Origin of the sequence: Micromonospora lacuserhaii (assembly GCF_036902735.1) — a bacterium.
Lineage (GTDB): Bacteria > Actinomycetota > Actinomycetes > Mycobacteriales > Micromonosporaceae > Micromonospora.
The window spans coordinates 39,364-56,381 of the sequence record NZ_JBAKHO010000019.1 but is presented as its reverse complement, the minus strand read 5'-3'; the positions used below and the strand labels follow the sequence as shown (position 1 = coordinate 56,381).

The window sequence follows — 17,018 nt, the reverse complement described above, 5'->3', positions numbered from 1 at the left end:
ACTGGACTCCCGTGGGGGTGGCGGGGGGTGTGATCCCGGCGATAGCCGGAATCCAAGCAGGTTAACCGCTCCCAGGTGACCGGTGGGTAGCCGAAAGCGTCGTGGCCGTTGCCCATTCGGCCGATGCTGTGACGGACGGTGCCGGCCCGCTCACGATCCCGGGATCGAGCCGACGCGGGGCGTGCCCCGGCCGATCCCGGGCACCGCGCGCGGAAGGGCCCCTTCCTGCCCACGAGGTGGCAGGAGGGGGCCCTTCCGCGCCGGTCAGGCGCCGCGCAGGGTGGCGCCGAAGCGTTCCGCGGCGACGGCGACCGCCGCGTCGCGGGCGGCCACCGCCTCCTCCACGGTCAGCGTCCGGTCCGGGGCCCGGAAGGTGAGCTTGTACGCCAGCGACCGGCGGCCCGCGCCGAGCTGCGGCGAGGCGTACACGTCGAAGAGCCGGACCCCCTCGAGCAGCTCGCCGGCCCCGTCGACCAGGGCGTTGCGCACCTCGGCCGCCGGCACCGACTCGTCCAGCACCAGGGCCACGTCGATCAGCGCCGGCGGGAAGCCGGAGATGGTCGGCGCGGGCCTCACCGGCGCAGGCGGCAGCGCTTCCAGGTCCAGCTCCATGGCGCTGGTCCGCTTCGGCAGCTCCAGCGTCGCCACCACGGCCGGGTGCAGCTCGCCGGCGTGGCCGACGACGGTGCCGTCGACCAGCAGCGCGGCGCAGCGACCGGGGTGCCAGGGGGCGTGCTCGGCGGCCCGCACCTCGATCAGCGACTCCGGGATGTCGGCGGCGGCCAGCACCGCGCGCCCGGCCTCCACCGCGTCCGCCCAGCCGGCCGCCCGGCCCGCGCCCCACCAACCGGCGGGCTCGATGTCCCCGGCCAGCACCACGGCGACGTGCCGGGGCTGGTGGGGCACCACCGCGTCGGCGGCGGCGAACTCGGCGTCCGTCGGTCGGCGGTCCACGCCCATCGCGGGCGGGCTGCCGACGCCGGGACGCGGGTGGAACACCGCGCCGATCTCGTAGAGCGCCAGGTCGCGCTGGCCCCGGCCCAGGTTGCGCTTGAGGATGCCGAGCAGCGGGCCGAGCAGCGTGGTCCGCAGCACCGGCTCCTCCTCGGAGAGCGGGTTGGCCAGCCGCACCGCCGGGCGGCGCGGGTCGTCGGCGGGCAGGCCGAGCTGGTCGGCCAGCTCCGTCGCCGCGAACGGGTGCGCCAGCACCTCGACGTAGCCGCGCTCGGCCAGCGAACGGGCGACCGCCCGGTGGCGACGCTGCTCGGCGGTCAGGCCGCGCCCGGCCGGCGCGGTCGGCAGCACCGACGGGATCCGGTCGTACCCGTCGAGACGGACCACCTCCTCGACCAGGTCGGCCGGGTCGGTGAGGTCGGGCCGCCAGGTCGGCGGGGTCACGGTGAGCACGTCACCGGCGCCCGCCGCCACACCCACCTCGCCCGGGTCCTCGCCCAGCCGGTCGGCGCCCCGCACGACGGTGCACCCAACCTGCTCCAGCAGGGCGACCACCCGCTCGGCGGAGTAGCTGACCCCGATCCGCCGCGACGGCAGGTCCGCCGGGAGGATCACCGGCGACATCGGCCGGACGTGGTCGAGGTCGAGGATCTCCGCACCGACCGCGCCGCCACCGTGCGCGGTGAGCAGCCGTACCGCCCGCTCCAGCGACACCAGCGGCAGCGCCGGGTCGACTCCGCGCTCCCAGCGCTTCGCCGCCTCACTGAACAGCTTGTGCCGGCGGGCGGTGCGCCCCACCATCGCCGGATCCCAGTGCGCGGCCTCGAAGAGCACGTTCGTGGTGCCGCCGACCACCTCGCTGGTCTCACCGCCCATCACCGCGGCCAGCGAGATCGGCCCGGTGTCGTCGCAGATCACCATGTCCTCGGTGGCGAGGGTACGGGCCACCCCGTCCAGGGTGGTCAGCTTCTCCCCCGGCTCGGCCCGACGGACCACCAGCGGCCCGGTGATCCGGTCGGCGTCGAAGGCGTGCATCGGCTGGCCCAGTTCGAGCATCACGTAGTTGGTGATGTCGACCGGCAGCGAGATGCTGCGGATGCCGGCCACGGTGAGCCGCTGCTGCATCCAGCCCGGCGTCTGCGCGGTCGGGTCGATCCCGCGCACCATCCGGGCGGCGAACCGGTCGCAGCCGACCGTGTCGCGCACCTGCACCGGGTACGCCGGCTCGGCGGTCCCGCCGGGCGCCGGCGCCAGGGCCGGGTCGCGGAACGGCACACCGAGGGCGTGCCCCAGCTCCCGGGCGATGCCGCGCACGCTCAGCGCGTACCCCCGGTCGGGGGTGATCTCCAGCTCGAGCACGACGTCGTCGAGCCCGACGACGGGCCGCGCGTCGTCGCCCGGCCTGGCCGGGGTGTCCTCGGGCAGCACGATGATGCCGGAGTGGTCGTCGCCGAGCCCCAGCTCCTTCGCCGAGCAGATCATGCCGGCGGAGGTGTGCCCGTACGTCTTCCGGGCGCCGATGGCGAAGCCCCCCGGCAGCACGCCGCCGGGGAGGATCACCACGACCCGGTCGCCCTGGGCGAAGTTGCGCGCCCCGCAGACGATCTCCTGCAGCTCACCGGTGCCGTTGGCGGCGCCGACGTCGACCCGGCAGTACCGGATCGGCTTCTTGAACCCGGTCAGCTCCTCGATCTCACGGACCTCGCCGACCACCAGCGGGCCGGTGACCGTGGCGCGCAGGTCCACGATGGACTCGACCTCGATGCCGAGGTCGACCAGCGCCTGCTCCAGATCCTCGGCGGGCAGGTCGGCGGGGAGGTCGACGTACTCCCGCAGCCAACTGACAGAAACTCGCATGACTCAGACCACCGTCTCCGTTGTACGTACCCGCATCGCCTACGCCGTCCCGGTGCCCAGCGCCCGGGTGAACCGGACGTCGCCCTCGAAGAGGTCCCGGATGTCGCTCACCCCGTGCCGGACCATCAGCGTCCGGTCGATGCCCATGCCGAACGCGAAGCCCGAGTAGACCTCCGGGTCGATGCCGCAGGCGCGCAGCACCCGCGGGTTGACCATGCCGCAGCCGCCCCACTCGACCCACTGCGGACCGTCCCGGTGCTCCGGGAACCAGACGTCGAACTCCGCCGACGGCTCGGTGAACGGGAAGTAGTGCGGCCGCCAGCGGGTCTTCGCGCCCTCGCCGAACATCGCCCGGGCGAAGTGGTCCAGGGTGCCGCGCAGGTGCGCCATCGTGATGCCCTTGTCCACCACCAGCCCCTCGGCCTGGTGGAACACCGGGCTGTGGGTGGCGTCGACCTCGTCGGTGCGGTAGACCCGCCCCGGCACGATCACGTAGATCGGCGGCTTGCGGGTCAGCATCGTACGGGTCTGCACCGTGGAGGTGTGCGTACGCAGCACCAGACCGGAGCTGTCGGCGCCGGGCGGCGGGGCAATGTGGAAGGTGTCCATCAGGCCGCGCGCCGGGTGGTCCGGGGGGATGTTCAGCGCGTCGAAGTTGGTCCACTCCAGCTCGACCTCGGGACCCTCGGCCACCTCGTAGCCCATCCCGACGAAGAGGTCGCTGATCTGCTCCATCAGCAGGTTGAGCGGGTGGCGGGCGCCACGCGGGTGGCGGTCGTAGGGCAGGGTCACGTCGACCCGCTCCTCGACCAGCACCCGGGCGGCCTGCTCCCGCTCCAGCACCTCGGCGCGGGCGGCGTACCCGGACTCGATCGCCCGGCGGGCCTCGTTGACCCGCTTGCCGGCGTCGGACTTCGCGGCCGGCGGCAGCGCGCCGATCTCCCGGCGGGCCAGCGACACCGGCGCCCGGTCACCGAGGTGCGCGGGGCGCAGCGCGGTCAGCGCGTCGGGGTCAGCGGCCCCGGCGAACGCCTGCTCGGCGGCGGCGACGGCCTCGGCCAGGGCGGCCGGGTCCAGCAGGGCGACCTGCTTCGGGTCGTACGGATCGTTGCGGTAGCTCATGGCGTACGGGCACTCCCTCACGGCGGCGCCGGCCCTTCCGGGCGGCTAGGCGAGTCTACGGACGCGCGGCTGTGCCGCAGCCCGCCGGTGGGAGTTACGCGCAGGAGGAAGGGTCAGGCCCGCCGCCCGCCGACACCGGCGGGCTGGCTAAACGAACGCCGTGGCGCGTTCATCATCGGACGACTCCCCTGTGTTGCGTGTGCGGCTGACGAGGTCAGCGCAGCGCTCTCGCTGAAGCGTACAGGCAGACGGCGGCGGCCGCAGCCAGGTTCAGGCTCTCGGCGCGCCCGTGCAGCGGCACCCGGACCCGGGCGTCCGCGGCGGCGGTCAGCTCCTCGGGCAGCCCGTGCGCCTCGGAGCCGAAGATCCACGCGGTGGGGGCGGCGAGCCGCCCGTAGTCGATGACGTCGTCGAGGTCGCTGTCGCCGTACCCGGTCGTGGCGAGCACGGTGAGCCCGGCGGCCCGCAGCGCGGCGACCACCTCGAGGGGGTCGGGGGCGCGGACCACGTCGACGTGGAACAGGCTGCCGGCCGACGCCCGCACACACTTGCCGTTGTACGGGTCGACCGCGTCACCGGCGAAGACCACGGCGCCCGCGCCGGCCGCGTCGGCGGTACGCAGCACCGTGCCGGCGTTGCCCGGGTCGCGGATCTCGGCGAGGACCGCGACCAGCCGCGGGCCGCGGGCCAGGGCGGTCTCCAGCGGCACGTCGAGGTGCTGGCAGACGGCGACCAGGCCCTGCGGGGCGACGGTCTCGGCGAGCGCCGCCAGGGCCTCGTCGGTCACCTCGGAGACCGGCACGTCGGCGTGGGCGGCCTGCGCCGCGAGGTCGGGGTACCGGTCGAGGGCGGCCGGCGTACCGAAGAGTTCGGTGACCGTGCCGGCCCGGGCCAGGGCCTCGCGGACCGCCTGCGGCCCTTCGGCCAGGAACCGGCCCGCGGCGTCGCGGTCCCGGCGGCGCTGCAGCCGGCGGGCGGCGACGATCCGGGGGGTACGCGGGGTGAACGGGCCGGAGACAGCCTCGAGGCGCCTCCCGCGCGATGCTGACTGCATGGGAGACGCCTCGATCTGCTGTGGGTGGATCAGGCGGCCTGGGCCGCGGCGCCACCGGTGCCCTCGGCCGCCACGGCGGCCCGGGCCAGCTCGACGATCGCGGCGAAGGCCGCGGCGTCGTTGACGGCCATGTCGGCCAGGATCTTGCGGTCGACCTCGATGCCGGCCAGGCGCAGGCCCTGGATCAGCCGGTTGTAGGTCATGCCGTTGGCCCGGGCGCCAGCGTTGATGCGCTGGATCCAGAGCTGCCGGAAGTCGCCCTTGCGGTCGCGACGGTCCCGGTAGGCGTACTGCATCGAGTGCAGCACCTGCTCCTTGGCCTTGCGGTACAGCCGGGAGCGCTGACCGCGGTAACCACTCGCGGTCTCCAGCAGGGTACGACGCTTCTTCTGGGCGTTCACAGCCCGCTTGACGCGTGCCATCTCAACTCCTTCTTCGGTTCAGGTGGCGCGCGTCAGCGGCCGAGCAGCTTCTTGATGCGCTTGACGTCAGCCTTGGCCAGCACGACCGTGCCGGTCAGCCGGCGGGTCTGGGTGGAGGGCTTCTTCTCCAGGTTGTGGCGGAGGCCGGCCTGCTGGGCAACGATCTTGCCCTTGCCGGTCACCTTGACCCGCTTGCCCATACCCGTGTGGCTCTTCATCTTCGGCATGTGGAACGTCTTCTCCCTGTTACTGGCCGCTGGTGTCAGCGGTCGGGCCGGTCTCACCGGCTGCTGCGGTCTCGCCGGCCTCCGGGGTCTCGCCGGCCTCCGGAGCACCGGACTCCTCCGCGGCCCGTTCCCGAGGTCCACCGCGGGACGCCGTGGCGGCAACCGCGGAGGCCTTCACGGCCCGGTGCGGGGCGAGCACCATGATCATGTTTCGGCCGTCCTGCTTCGGAGCGGCCTCGACGTATCCCAGATCCGTGATCTCCGACTCGAGCCGGCGCAGGAGCCGGTAACCCAGCTCCGGGCGGCTCTGCTCGCGACCGCGGAACATGATCGTCACCTTGACCTTGTCGCCGGCCTTGAGGAACCGCACCACGTGACCCTTCTTGGTCTCGTAGTCGTGCGGGTCGATCTTCGGCCGGAGCTTCATCTCCTTGATGACGGTCTGCTGCTGGTTACGCCGCGCTTCGCGCGCCTTGAGTGCGCTCTCGTACTTGAACTTGCCGAAGTCCATGAGCTTGCACACCGGCGGGCGCGCCATCGGCGCAACCTCGACCAGGTCCAGGTCGACGTCCGCGGCCAGCTGCAGGGCGCGCTCCAGCGGGACGATGCCCACCTGCTCACCCTCAGGGCCGACCAGTCGGACCTCACGTGCCCGGATCTGCTCGTTCACGCGTGGTTCGACGCTGATGGGGCCTCCTCGAGTCGAGTCTCCTACGGTGCCGACTCCACGGGCTCCCAGGCGGGAGCCGACCCGGAAAGCAGAAGGCCCCGGCACATGCCAGGGCCCGCTCGACCGGTCGGCACGATCATATGATCGCGCATCCGGGCCCGGGACGTGCCCGGAACCGGTGACCGGGACCCGGCCACCGTCTGGGGCGACTCGGGTGGGAGCAGGCGCTCCGCTTCAGGACTGCCCACACGTCGGAACGGGGGCGGTCTGGTCGACGCGGCAACAGTACACCCTCGCCCCGTCGGCACCCAAACCGGGCCCGCAGGTCAACGTGGGTGTGCCGGGCGCTCACCGGCCCCGGCGGCGCTCAGCCGACGGGGCGGCCGCCGGCGAGGCCGGCCAGGTGGGCCTGGTGCAGCCGGCGCAGCGCCCGGACGCCCTCCACCGCGCTCTCCTTGTCGGCGGCCTGGAGGGCGACCATCGGCAGCAGGTCGTCGTCGTGCAGCTCCAGGCTGGCCCAGGGGGCGCCCCGGTCGAAGCGCACCCCGCGGACGACCTCCCAGGGCAGGTCGTACGAGCCGATCACGTTGCGCACCCGCACGCCGCGGGCGTCCGCCTCGACCCGCGGACGGGTGAAGAGCAGGATGCCCAGCGCGCCGAGGACGCCCAGACCGACCATCGCGAACTGGTCGCCGCGCTGGAAGCTGCCGTACCCCTCGCCGGTCGCCCCGGTCAGCGACGTCGCCACCAGGGTGAAGACGACCAGCAGCGCGGCCGCCGAGGCCCAGCAGACCACCCGGATGCGACGGGGCTTGAGGCGGATCAGCTCGGTATCACTCACCCCACCAGTCTGCCACCCGCCCTCGCCCGGCCGGACGCCGCCACACGCCACGCGGCGGCGCGGACCCCCGAGGTCAGAGCCGGCAGGCGTGGATGTTGGTGACCAGGATGGCGCGGGCGCCCAGCTCGTAGAGCTCGTCCATGATCCGGTGCACGTCGTCGCGGAGCACCATGGCCTGGACCGCCACCCAGCCCTCCCGGTGCAGCGGGGAGACCGTCGGCGACTCGATGCCCGGGGTCAGCGAGCTGGCCCGGTCGAGCAGGCCGGCCGGCACGTCGTAGGCGAGCATCACGTACCGGCGGGCCACCAGGACGCCGTGCAGGCGACGCAGCAGCTGCTCCGACTGCGGGTGCACCGGCGCGCCGACCCGGCGGACCAGCACCGCCGACGAGCGCAGCAGCGGGTCGCCGAAGACCACCAGGCCGGCCTGGCGCAGGGTCGCCCCGGTCTCCACCACGTCGGCGACCACGTCGGCGACGCCGAGTCGGATCGCGTTCTCCACCGCTCCGTCCAGCCGGATCACGTCGGCCTTGACGCCCAGCTCGCCGAGGTACCGCTCGACCAGCCCGGGGTACGCGGTGGCGATCCGGTGCCCGCCCAGCTCCTGCACGGAGTGCACGTCCTCCGGGCGGGCGGCGAAGCGGAAGGTGGCCCGACCGAAGGCCAGGTCCACCACCTCCTCGGCCGGCGAACCGGAGTCGATCAGCAGGTCCCGGCCGGTGATCCCGACGTCGAGGTCACCCGAGCCGACGTAGGTGGCGATGTCCTTCGGGCGCAGGTAGAAGAACTCGACGTCGTTCGGTTCGTCCCGGCAGACCAGGTCCTTCGGGTCGGTGCGCTGGCGGTAGCCCGCCTCGCGCAGCATCTCGGCGGCCTTCTCGGCCAGGGCGCCCTTGTTCGGTACGGCGACACGCAGCATGACGGAGTGCTCCTTCGATCGATTCTGATCAACGACGGGGCGCACTCACAGATGTCGGTAGACGTCCTTGAGCTCGAGACCGCTGGCGAGCATCAGCACCTGGACCTGGTAGAGCAGCTGGGAGATCTCCTCGGCGGTCCGCTCCGGCCCCTCGTGCTCGGCGGCCATCCACGACTCGGCCGCCTCCTCGACGACCTTCTTGCCGATGAAGTGCACGCCCTTCTCCAGGGCGGCGACCGTGCCCGAGCCCGGGGTGCCGGCGGCGGCCTTGGCCTGCAACTCGGCGAACAACTCCTCGAACGTCTTCACGGGACCGGATTCTTCCAGTCACCGCCGGGCACCGCGCGCTCCGGGTCCGGGCGCGTCATCTTCCCCACGCCGTCCGGCAGCGGCCAGGGCGCGGGTGGGACGGGTTCCTCCAGCACCAGCGGGCCAGTCAACCATGACGGCCGATGGCGTGACCGCCCGCCAGATCCGCTCCGGAACGCGGAGGTGGCGGTCTCCGGGACGTCCGGAGACCGCCACCTCGGCGCAGTCGAGTCGATCGGGACACCGACCGGCGGGTGCTCAGCCGCCGAAGCCGACCCGCTGGCCGGAGGCCGCGGCCACCCCCCGGATCGCCAGCGCCGCGTCGAGCGCCGCGACGGTCGCCGCCCAGCCCTTGTCCTCGGCGGAGCCGGGCAGCCCGGCCCGGTCGCGGGCCTGCTCGATGGTCTCCACGGTGAGCACCCCGTGCGCCACCGGCTTCCCCTCGTCCAGGGCCACCCGGGTCAGGCCGTCGGTCACCGACCGGCAGACGTAGTCGAAGTGCGCCGTCGAGCCGCGGACCACCACGCCGAGGGCCACCACCACGTCGCAGCGGCGGGCGAGGGCCTGGGCCACCACCGGCAGCTCCACCGAGCCCGCCACCCGGGCGACGACCGCGCGGGCCCCGCACGCCTCGGCCGCGGTCACGGCCCGGTCCAGCATGTGGTCGGTCAGGTCGCCGTGCCAGCGCGCGGCCACCACCCCGACGGTCAGCCCGGCGGCGTCCACCGTGCTCACCCCCGGTTCACCGAAACCCGCCATGTCTTACGCTCCGATCTCGTCGCCGGGGACCGGGTGGCCCATCGGGGCCTCGGTCACCTCGTCCAGCTCGTCCAGCAGGTGACCCATCCGGTCCCGCTTGGTCCGCAGGTAACGCACGTTCTCCGGGTGCGGCCGGATGGGCAGCCCCTCCCGGCCGGTGATGGTCAGGCCGTACCCCTCCAGCCCGGCCCGCTTGGCCGGGTTGTTGGTCAGCAGCCGCATCGAGCGCACGCCCAGGTCGTAGAGGATCTGCGCGCCGGTGCCGTAGTCCCGGGCGTCGGCCGGCAGCCCCAGGTCGAGGTTGGCGTCCACGGTGTCGCGTCCCTGGTCCTGGAGCTGGTACGCCTGGAGCTTGTGCAGCAGCCCGATGCCGCGCCCCTCGTGCCCGCGCACGTAGAGCACCACGCCCCGCCCCTCCCGGGCGACCCGGGCCAGGGAGGCCTGCAACTGGGGCCCGCAGTCGCAGCGCAGCGAGCCGAAGACGTCCCCGGTGAGGCACTCGGAGTGCACCCGGACCAGCACGTCCCGCCCGTCGCCGATCTCCCCGAAGACCATCGCCACGTGCTCGGCCGGGTCGTGCTCGGCGCGGTAGCCCAGCGCCCGGAACACCCCGTACGGGGTGGGCATCCGGGCGTCGGCGACCTGCTCGACCTGCTTCTCGTGCCGCCGCCGGTACGCCACCAGGTCGGCGATGGTGATCAGGGTCAGCGCATGCTCGGCGCAGAACTTCTCCAGGTCCGGCACCCGCATCATGGTGCCGTCGTCGTTGACCAGCTCGCAGAGCACGCCGGCGGGGCGCAGCCCGGCCAGCCGGGTCAGGTCGACGCTCGCCTCGGTGTGCCCGGGGCGGCGCAGCACGCCGCCCTCCCGGGCCCGCAGCGGCACCACGTGCCCGGGGCGGGACAGGTCGGTCGGGTCGGTGCCGGGATCGGCGAGCAGCCGGATGGTGTGCGCCCGGTCGGCCGCCGAGATGCCGGTGCTGATCCCCTCCCGGGCGTCCACCGTCACCGTGTAGGCGGTGCCCCGGCGGTCCTGGTTGGTGTGGTGCATCGGCGGCAGGTCCAGCCGGTCGCACTCCGACTCGGTCAGCGCGACGCAGACGTACCCGGACGTCCAGCGGACCATGAACGCGAGCAGCTCCGGCGTGGCCAGCTCGGCCGCGAGGATCAGGTCGCCCTCGTTCTCCCGGCCCTCGTCGTCGACCACGACGACGGGCCGGCCGGCGGCGATGTCGGCCACCGCCTGCTCGATGCTGGCGAACGCGCTCATGCCGGCACCACCGCGCTGAACCTGATGATTCGCTCGCTCATGCGACGACCTCCGAGTAGGTGGGCGGAATCGGCCGGGACGCCGTGCGGGTGGCGGCCCGCGAGGTCCGCCACCAGGCGACGAAACCCCAGACGCAGAACGCGCCGTAGACCAGGTACATGGCCGCCGACGGGTAGAAGCCGCCGCGCAGCAGCAGCGGCACGCCGACCGCGTCGACGGCGATCCAGATCAGCCAGAACTCGACCCAGCCCCGGGCCATCCCGTAGGTGGCGAGCAGGCTGCCGGTGAGGATCCAGGCGTCGGGCAGCGGACCCCAGGAGCCGAGCGCGGCCAGCGCCGGGTACCCGGCGGCGGTGCCGACGGCGGCGGCCAGCAGCAGTCCGAGCCGCTCCCGGCCGGTGGCCCAGCGGGGCGTCACCGCGGCCTCGTCACCGGCTCCGGCCCGGCGGTTGCGCGACCAGCGCCACCAGCCGTAGACGCTGACCGCGAAGAAGAACACCTGCCGGCCGGCCTGGCCGTACAGGTCGTGCGCCTGCGGGGTGGCGAAGGCCCCGCCGAGGAAGACGGTGAACAGCAGCGCGTTGCCGATCATCCCGACCGGCCAGGCCCAGACCAGCCGGCGCAGGCCGAACAGCGCGGAGGCCAGGCCGAAGACGTTGCCGACGATCTCCCGGACCAGCACCGGCGAACCGGCGACCTGGACCTGGGCGTCGAGCAGCCACCCGAGCGGGCCCATCAGCGCTCACCACCCGGTACGGCCCCGCCGCCGGCCAGCCGGTCGCCGAGCAGCCGCTCCACGTACTTCGCCAGCACGTCGACCTCCAGGTTGACCGGGTCGCCGGCCCCCTTCGCGCCGAGCGTGGTGAGCTTCAGGGTGGTGGGGATCAGCCCGACGGTGAACCAGTCGTCGCCGACCGCGGCGACGGTCAGCGAGACGCCGTCGATGGTGATCGAGCCCTTCTCCACCACGTACCGGGACAGGGCGGCGGGGAGCCGGAACCGGACCGTCTCCCACTGCTCGGCGGGCTCCCGGGCGACGACCTCGCCCACCCCGTCGACGTGCCCCTGCACCAGGTGGCCGCCGAGGCGGCTGTTCAGTGCGGCGGCCCGCTCCAGGTTGACCTGGTCGCCGGGGCGCAGCACGCCCAGCGCGGAGCGGCGCAGCGTCTCCCCCATCACGTCGGCGGTGAAGACACCCCCGTCGACGTCGACCACGGTCAGGCAGACCCCGTTGACCGCGATGGAGTCGCCGTGCCGGGCGTCGGAGGTGACCAGCGGGCCGCGGATCGCGACCAGCGCGGAGTCACCCCCGGTGTCGGCGATCCGGACGACCTCGCCCAGCTCCTCGACGATGCCGGTGAACATGTCAGGCCTCCCTCTTCCGGGGCAGCGCGGTGATCCGCAGGTCGGGACCGACCTGCGTAACGTCGGTGATGTCCAGATCGATGGCGTCGGCGATGGTCGTCACGCCGGCGTCGGCCAGCGCGGTCGGGCCGGCGCCGAGCAGCTTCGGCGCGACGTACCCGACGACCTTGTCGACCAGGCCGGCGGCGAGGAACGCGCCGGCGAGCCGCGGGCCGCCCTCCAGCAGCGCCGCCCGCACGCCCCGGTGGTGCAGCTCGGCGAGGAGCGCGGGCAGGTCGACCCGACCGTCCGGGCCGGCGCCGACCTCCGCGGCGGTGGCGATCCACGTCCGGGCGGCGCCGTCGCGGACCCGCGCCGCGGCCGGGGTACGCCCCGCGCTGTCCACCACCACCCGCAGCGGCTGGCGGATGGCCAGCGAGCCGTCCCGCAGGTTCCGGGCGGTCAGCCGGGGGTCGTCGGCCAGCACGGTGCCCACCCCGGCGATCACCGCGTCGACGGTGCCGCGCAGCGCATGCACGTCGATCCGGGCCGCCTCCGAGGTGATCCACATGCTGGTGCCGTCGGCCGCCGCGGAGCGGCCGTCGAGGGTGGCGGCGTACTTCCAGATCACGTACGGCCAGCCCCGCCGCATCGAGGTCAGCCAGGCGATGTTGCCGGCCTCGGCCTCGGGCCGGCGTACCCCGAGCTCGACCTGGACGCCCGCGGCCCGCAGCGTGGCGGCGCCGCCGGAGGCGACCGGGTTGGGGTCCGGCACGGCGATCACCACCCGGGCGACGCCGGCCTGGATCAGGGCGAGGCTGCAGGGGCCGGTGCGGCCGGTGTGGTCGCAGGGTTCCAGGGTGACGACCGCGGTGCCGCCCCGGGCGCGCTCCCCGGCCTGGGCGAGCGCGACGATCTCGGCGTGCGGTCCGCCCGCGTACGCGTGGAAACCCTCCCCGACGATCGTGCCGTCGGCGTCGAGCAGCACGCAGCCGACGACCGGGTTGGGGCTGGTGGTGCCCAGGCCACGGGCGGCGAGCACGACGGCACGACGCATCGCCTCTTCGACGGAGACGCCGGCCATGCTCCTGCCCTCTCACTCGCCGGTCCGCGCGCGGGCGGTACGGGAGGAGCCGCGGGCAGGCGGCGGCGGAATCCGGGAACGGCAGAGCCGGCCCCCGGGGAGCCCACGCGTGGCTGGATCACAGCGACCCACGCGGGCCCGCCCCGTCCCCGCGCGCTGTCTCCCATCCGGACTTTCTGGGTGCGGAAACCTCCCGCTCCCAACCGTCGGCCCCGGATTTTCACCAGGTCCACCGGGCGGCACAAGCCGTCCGGGTCGCGGGCTTACCACGGTCGGACCGTGGATCACCGCCGGTTCGGAATTTCACCGAGCCCCGCCAGCGCGTGGTGGGTACATGCGAAGTCTTACACGTCAGGCGGGGGTGTACGCCACCCCGGCGAGGTACCTCACACCCCTACTTCACACCCCGTCGGCGCGCCGCCGGTCCACCGCGACGTACGACCCGGGTTGGCTCTTGGCCACCGTCTTCATCTCCGAGGCGACGGCGATGGCGACGAGCGGGTCGGTGAAGCGCTTCTTGGCGTCGGAGAGCGAGACCCCGATGGAGAGCGTGACCAGGGCGGCCCGGCGGATGTTGCCCCGGCGGTCCTTGAGCTCGACGAAGCCGCGCTCCCGGTCGGTGGGGTCGTAGAGGGTGTCGGCGGACTTCTCGAAGTCGACCACCGCGCGGGAGGTGAGCGGGCGGATCTGCTCGGGGGTGCAGACGATCACGAAGTCGTCCCCGCCGACGTGGCCGAGGAAGGCCGGCGGCAACCCGATCGAGACCACCGCCCGGTGCAGGCTGCGGGCCAGCGCGGAGATGAACTCGTCGCCCCGGACGAAGCCGTACCGGTCGTTGACGCTCTTGAACCGGTCGATGTCGATGTAGCCGACGGCGTAGTCGACGCCGCTGCGGACCCGGTCGCTGATCTCCCGGCGGATCCGGCTGTTGCCGGGCAGCCCGGTCAGCGGGGAGACCTCCCGGAACTCCTTGTTGCGGCGCAGCGTGGAGCTGACCCGGGCGATCAACTCGGCGGTGTCGAAGGGCTTGACCAGGTAGTCGTCCGCGCCGGCGCTGAGGCCGTGCACCTTGTCGACGGTCATCCCCTTGGCGGTCAGCATGATCACCGGCAGGGCGGAGGTCATCGGGTCGGCGCGCAGCCGCCGGGTCAGCTCCAGACCGTCGATCCGCGGCATCATCAGGTCGACCACGGCAAGGTCCGGCCGCTCCCGCTCGATCACCTCGAGCGCCTCCTGGCCGTCGGAGGCGTGGATCACCTCGAAGCCGTGCAACCGCAGGTTGAACTCGACGAACCGCGCGATGTCCTCGTCGTCGTCGACGACCAGGATGACATCGGGGCGGTCGCCCTCCGGATCCATCTCAGGCCCCGGCGGACGCGCGCTCCGCGAGGCCGCGCAGGCGGCGGACCGCCTCGGCCGGGTCGGCCGCCCCGTAGACGGCGGTGCCGGCGACGAAGGCGTCCGCACCGGCGGCGGCGGCCTGCTCGATGGTGTCGGCGGCGATCCCGCCGTCCACCTCGATGCGCAGCTCCAGGTGCCCGGCGTCGACGTGCCGGCGGGCGGCGCTCACCTTGTCGAGCATCTGCGGGATGAACCGCTGCCCGCCGAAGCCGGCCTTGATCGTCATGATCAGCAGGGTGTCGAAGCTCGGCAGCAGCTCCAGGTACGGCTCGATCGGGGTGTCCCGGTCGATGGCCAGCCCGGCCTTCGCGCCGGCCGAGCGGAGGTCCTTGGCCAGCGCCACCGGATCGTCGCAGGCCTCGGCGTGGAAGGTGACGTTGTAGGCGCCCGCGTCGGCGTAGCCGGGGGCCCAGCGCCGCGGATCGGTGATCATGAGGTGCACGTCGAAGGGGATCTGGGTGGCGGCCCGCAGGCTCTGCACCACCGGCAGGCCGATGGTCAGGTTGGGCACGAAGTGGTTGTCCATCACGTCGACGTGCAGCCAGTCCGCGGCGTTCTCCACGGCACGGACCTCGTCGGCGAGGCGGGCGAAATCGGCGGCGAGGATGCTGGGCGCGACGATCGGCGGCGGTACGGTCACCGGGCCAGTGTACGAACGCGGCCAGCCGCCCGGGACAGCGCGGCTCCCCCGGGAACGCGCCGTGACCCGGGTGTGACCGGTGGTGCAGAATTGGGCCCCACGGAACAGGAAACCGGACGAAAGGCCATCAGCGAGTGGCCGATCGACCGAAACGCGGCAAGACTCCATCAGGGACGGTCACAATGCTGCACGCCCGGCGGCGGGGCAACGCCGCACGGGTCGCGGCGACCGGCTTCAGCTCCCGGGAAGGGCGGACGATGCGACGGTGGCTCGTGGCGCTGGCGCTGGCCGGCACGGCGACGGCGGTGATGAGCGGCTGCGTGCAGCAGCACCGGGCCGACGGTGACCTGTTCGACGACTGGCCGGCGCTGCCCGTGCCGCAGCTCTTCGTACCGGCCACCGACGCCTGCCTGCCCCGGATCACCGCCATCGTGCAGGCGAGCACCTACGAGACGGTGAGCTGCGCGCGCAGCCATCTGGCCGAGGCGATCCACGTCGGCACCTTCACCGGCGCGGTGGTCTCCGGCGCCCGGCCCGAGCCCGGCTCCGCCGCGCTGCGCCCCGCGCGGGCCGAGTGCGACCAGCGGGCCCGCGAGGTGCTCGGCGGCGACTGGCACTCCGCCCGGCTGACCATGAACATCGCCCTGCCCACCGCGCCCGCGTGGAACGGCGGCGCCCGCTGGTTCCGCTGCGACCTCAGCGAGACCGACAGCATCGACAACACCCGGCCGGTGAACCGGGCCGGCAGCCTGCGCGGCGCGATGATCGGCGACAACCCGCTCACCCACCGCTGCTTCGACCCGAAGCTGATCGGCAACAACCTCAACTACATGGCCCCGGTGCTCTGCACCGAGCCGCACCGCGCCGAGTTCGTCGGCGTCTACTTCGAACGGGACATGACCTGGGCGCAGTTCGGCCGGGCCAATCAGCAGGTGCACCGGCGGTGCATGGCGTTGATCGCCAGCTTCGCCGCGGTGCCCAACAACAGCGACCTGCCGTACCGGGCGGGGTCGATCTTCTATCCGCCGTCGCAGCGGGAGTGGGACGAGGGCGACCGGGGCATCCGCTGCTTCCTGTGGAGCGACGACCGGAAGCTGACCCGCTCGATGCGCGGCGCCGGCCCGAAGGGACTACCCGCGATCTGAGCCGTGGTGCCGTATGCTGCCGCACCGTGGCGCCCCCCGGTGACCGGGGCGGGCGCCGCGGCCACGACGGCGGAGGGTCGGTGCGATGCGGCGGTGGTGGACGGCGGTCGCCGTGAGCGCACTGGCGGCCCTGGCGCTGACCGGTTGCGCCGCGCCGGCCGGGGTGGACCGGGACATCGCCGACGACTGGCCGGCGCTGGCCGCGCCGAAGGGTTTCCGCCCCACCAGTGGCGCCTGCCACCTCGGCGTGCAGGACATCGGCTACCTCAGCGGCTGGAACCCGGTCGACTGCGCCGCGCCGCACCGCGCCGAGACCCTGCACGTCGGGGTCCTCACCGGTGCCGCCGCCCGGCCCGCCACTCCCCCGGCCGCCGGCTCCCCGGGTGGCCTCGCCGCCCGCGCCGAGTGCGACCGGGAGGTGCGCCGGGCCGTCGGCGCCGACTGGCGTTCCGGTCGGCTGGGCCTCGCGGTGATCTTCCCGTCCCCGCCGGCCTGGACCGGTGGGGCGCGCTGGTTCCGCTGCGACGTCACGGAGATCAGAAGCCTCGACGACCCGGGCGCCAACCCGCGCACCGGTAGCCTCCGGGGCGCCCTGGCCGGCGCCGGCGCCCTCAAGCTGGGCTGCTTCAACCCGACCGTCGTGCGCGACGACGTCCAGGCGATGGTCGCCGTTTCGTGCAACGCCCGGCACCACGCCGAGTTCGCCGGGGTGTGGCAGGCGCCGAACGTCGGCTACGCGGCGTTCACCCGGGACAGCGGCGCGGTCCACAAGGGATGCCTCGGGGTGATCGCCCGGTACACCGGGGTGCCCAACGACGGTGACGTGCGGTTCCGCGCGGGGTCGATCTTCTACCACCCCTTCGAGCGGGAGTGGCGCAGCGGCAACCGCGGCGTGCAGTGCTTCCTGTGGCTCAGTGACCGCACCCTGACCCGCTCGCTCAAGGGCGTCGGCGCGCGGGGCCTGCCGGTCCGCTGACCGACAGGCCCCGCGCGCCCCGCGC

At 73.7% G+C, this 17,018-nt stretch carries 18 protein-coding genes and 1 riboswitch; of the genes, 2 read left to right on the top strand and 16 right to left on the bottom strand.

Annotated elements, in window-relative coordinates; all coding sequences use genetic code 11:
* Positions 1-264 precede the first annotated feature (264 nt).
* From pheT to rpe, 16 genes are all read right to left on the bottom strand, one after another.
* On the bottom strand, positions 265-2,811 hold the full coding sequence (pheT, locus tag V6U81_RS15220; RefSeq protein ID WP_334489728.1) for a phenylalanine--tRNA ligase subunit beta: 2,547 nt from the start codon (positions 2,809-2,811) through the stop codon (positions 265-267).
* A 39-nt stretch (positions 2,812-2,850) separates the two neighbouring features.
* A complete protein-coding gene (pheS, locus tag V6U81_RS15215; RefSeq protein WP_334489725.1) occupies positions 2,851-3,933 on the bottom strand; it encodes a phenylalanine--tRNA ligase subunit alpha in 1,083 nt (360 codons plus the stop codon).
* Positions 3,934-4,147: 214 nt separating this feature from the next.
* Entirely contained in the window at positions 4,148-4,987 is an 840-nt protein-coding gene (locus V6U81_RS15210; RefSeq protein WP_334489722.1) for a TrmH family RNA methyltransferase, read from the bottom strand.
* Between the two features lie 29 nt (positions 4,988-5,016).
* Positions 5,017-5,409: a 50S ribosomal protein L20 gene (gene rplT / locus V6U81_RS15205; RefSeq protein ID WP_109944367.1), complete on the bottom strand. Its 393-nt coding sequence runs from the start codon at positions 5,407-5,409 to the stop codon at positions 5,017-5,019.
* Positions 5,410-5,441: 32 nt separating this feature from the next.
* Positions 5,442-5,636 (bottom strand): 50S ribosomal protein L35, encoded by a 195-nt coding sequence (gene rpmI / locus V6U81_RS15200; RefSeq protein ID WP_007458415.1) that lies wholly within the window; start codon positions 5,634-5,636, stop codon positions 5,442-5,444.
* A gap of 19 nt (positions 5,637-5,655) precedes the next feature.
* Positions 5,656-6,306, bottom strand: a complete 651-nt coding sequence (infC, locus tag V6U81_RS15195; RefSeq protein ID WP_334489701.1) for a translation initiation factor IF-3 — start codon at positions 6,304-6,306, stop codon at positions 5,656-5,658.
* Positions 6,307-6,673: 367 nt separating this feature from the next.
* Positions 6,674-7,147, bottom strand: a complete 474-nt coding sequence (locus V6U81_RS15190) for a PH domain-containing protein (protein WP_334489698.1) — start codon at positions 7,145-7,147, stop codon at positions 6,674-6,676.
* Between the two features lie 73 nt (positions 7,148-7,220).
* Positions 7,221-8,066 carry an ATP phosphoribosyltransferase gene (hisG, locus tag V6U81_RS15185; RefSeq protein ID WP_334489695.1) on the bottom strand — a complete coding sequence of 282 codons (846 nt, stop codon included), beginning with the start codon at positions 8,064-8,066 and terminating at the stop codon, positions 7,221-7,223.
* A 45-nt stretch (positions 8,067-8,111) separates the two neighbouring features.
* A complete protein-coding gene (locus V6U81_RS15180) occupies positions 8,112-8,375 on the bottom strand; it encodes a phosphoribosyl-ATP diphosphatase (RefSeq protein ID WP_013732805.1) in 264 nt (87 codons plus the stop codon).
* 258 nt (positions 8,376-8,633) lie between these two features.
* Positions 8,634-9,134 carry a 6,7-dimethyl-8-ribityllumazine synthase gene (gene ribH, locus V6U81_RS15175; RefSeq protein WP_334489685.1) on the bottom strand — a complete coding sequence of 167 codons (501 nt, stop codon included), beginning with the start codon at positions 9,132-9,134 and terminating at the stop codon, positions 8,634-8,636.
* A 3-nt stretch (positions 9,135-9,137) separates the two neighbouring features.
* Entirely contained in the window at positions 9,138-10,403 is a 1,266-nt protein-coding gene (locus V6U81_RS15170; protein ID WP_334489683.1) for a bifunctional 3,4-dihydroxy-2-butanone-4-phosphate synthase/GTP cyclohydrolase II, read from the bottom strand.
* 37 nt (positions 10,404-10,440) lie between these two features.
* Positions 10,441-11,139, bottom strand: a complete 699-nt coding sequence (pnuC, locus tag V6U81_RS15165) for a nicotinamide riboside transporter PnuC (protein ID WP_334489681.1) — start codon at positions 11,137-11,139, stop codon at positions 10,441-10,443.
* Positions 11,139-11,768, bottom strand: coding sequence for a riboflavin synthase (locus tag V6U81_RS15160; RefSeq protein ID WP_334489679.1), 630 nt, complete (start codon positions 11,766-11,768; stop codon positions 11,139-11,141). Before V6U81_RS15160 ends, pnuC begins: the two co-directional genes overlap by 1 nt.
* Before the next feature lies 1 nt (position 11,769).
* On the bottom strand, positions 11,770-12,831 hold the full coding sequence (gene ribD, locus V6U81_RS15155) for a bifunctional diaminohydroxyphosphoribosylaminopyrimidine deaminase/5-amino-6-(5-phosphoribosylamino)uracil reductase RibD (protein WP_334489677.1): 1,062 nt from the start codon (positions 12,829-12,831) through the stop codon (positions 11,770-11,772).
* A 151-nt stretch (positions 12,832-12,982) separates the two neighbouring features.
* Positions 12,983-13,156: riboswitch (FMN riboswitch) on the bottom strand.
* 74 nt (positions 13,157-13,230) lie between these two features.
* Positions 13,231-14,190 carry a GGDEF domain-containing response regulator gene (locus V6U81_RS15150; RefSeq protein WP_334489675.1) on the bottom strand — a complete coding sequence of 320 codons (960 nt, stop codon included), beginning with the start codon at positions 14,188-14,190 and terminating at the stop codon, positions 13,231-13,233.
* 1 nt (position 14,191) lies between these two features.
* Entirely contained in the window at positions 14,192-14,872 is a 681-nt protein-coding gene (gene rpe / locus V6U81_RS15145; protein WP_334489672.1) for a ribulose-phosphate 3-epimerase, read from the bottom strand.
* A gap of 182 nt (positions 14,873-15,054) precedes the next feature.
* On the opposite strand from rpe, the gene V6U81_RS15140 reads away from it, so the two are divergent.
* Together V6U81_RS15140 and V6U81_RS15135 are read left to right on the top strand one after the other, a co-directional pair.
* Positions 15,055-16,017, top strand: a complete 963-nt coding sequence (locus tag V6U81_RS15140) for a septum formation family protein (RefSeq protein ID WP_334489670.1) — start codon at positions 15,055-15,057, stop codon at positions 16,015-16,017.
* A gap of 85 nt (positions 16,018-16,102) precedes the next feature.
* Positions 16,103-16,993, top strand: coding sequence for a septum formation family protein (locus V6U81_RS15135; protein ID WP_334489668.1), 891 nt, complete (start codon positions 16,103-16,105; stop codon positions 16,991-16,993).
* Positions 16,994-17,018: the final 25 nt, after the last annotated feature.

What these genes read in the sequence shown, in the direction of transcription:
- pheT (WP_334489728.1), bottom strand. Translation starts at nt 2,811, where the DNA reads ATGCGAGTTTCTGTCAGTTGGCTGCGGGAGTACGTCGACCTCCCCGCC.
- pheS (WP_334489725.1), bottom strand. Translation starts at nt 3,933, where the DNA reads ATGAGCTACCGCAACGATCCGTACGACCCGAAGCAGGTCGCCCTGCTG.
- V6U81_RS15210 (WP_334489722.1), bottom strand. Translation starts at nt 4,987, where the DNA reads ATGCAGTCAGCATCGCGCGGGAGGCGCCTCGAGGCTGTCTCCGGCCCG.
- rplT (WP_109944367.1), bottom strand. Translation starts at nt 5,409, where the DNA reads ATGGCACGCGTCAAGCGGGCTGTGAACGCCCAGAAGAAGCGTCGTACC.
- rpmI (WP_007458415.1), bottom strand. Translation starts at nt 5,636, where the DNA reads ATGCCGAAGATGAAGAGCCACACGGGTATGGGCAAGCGGGTCAAGGTG.
- hisG (WP_334489695.1), bottom strand. Translation starts at nt 8,066, where the DNA reads ATGCTGCGTGTCGCCGTACCGAACAAGGGCGCCCTGGCCGAGAAGGCC.
- ribH (WP_334489685.1), bottom strand. Translation starts at nt 9,134, where the DNA reads ATGGCGGGTTTCGGTGAACCGGGGGTGAGCACGGTGGACGCCGCCGGG.
- V6U81_RS15170 (WP_334489683.1), bottom strand. Translation starts at nt 10,403, where the DNA reads ATGAGCGCGTTCGCCAGCATCGAGCAGGCGGTGGCCGACATCGCCGCC.
- pnuC (WP_334489681.1), bottom strand. Translation starts at nt 11,139, where the DNA reads ATGGGCCCGCTCGGGTGGCTGCTCGACGCCCAGGTCCAGGTCGCCGGT.
- V6U81_RS15160 (WP_334489679.1), bottom strand. Translation starts at nt 11,768, where the DNA reads ATGTTCACCGGCATCGTCGAGGAGCTGGGCGAGGTCGTCCGGATCGCC.
- ribD (WP_334489677.1), bottom strand. Translation starts at nt 12,831, where the DNA reads ATGGCCGGCGTCTCCGTCGAAGAGGCGATGCGTCGTGCCGTCGTGCTC.
- V6U81_RS15150 (WP_334489675.1), bottom strand. Translation starts at nt 14,190, where the DNA reads ATGGATCCGGAGGGCGACCGCCCCGATGTCATCCTGGTCGTCGACGAC.
- V6U81_RS15140 (WP_334489670.1), top strand. Translation starts at nt 15,055, where the DNA reads ATGCTGCACGCCCGGCGGCGGGGCAACGCCGCACGGGTCGCGGCGACC.
- V6U81_RS15135 (WP_334489668.1), top strand. Translation starts at nt 16,103, where the DNA reads ATGCGGCGGTGGTGGACGGCGGTCGCCGTGAGCGCACTGGCGGCCCTG.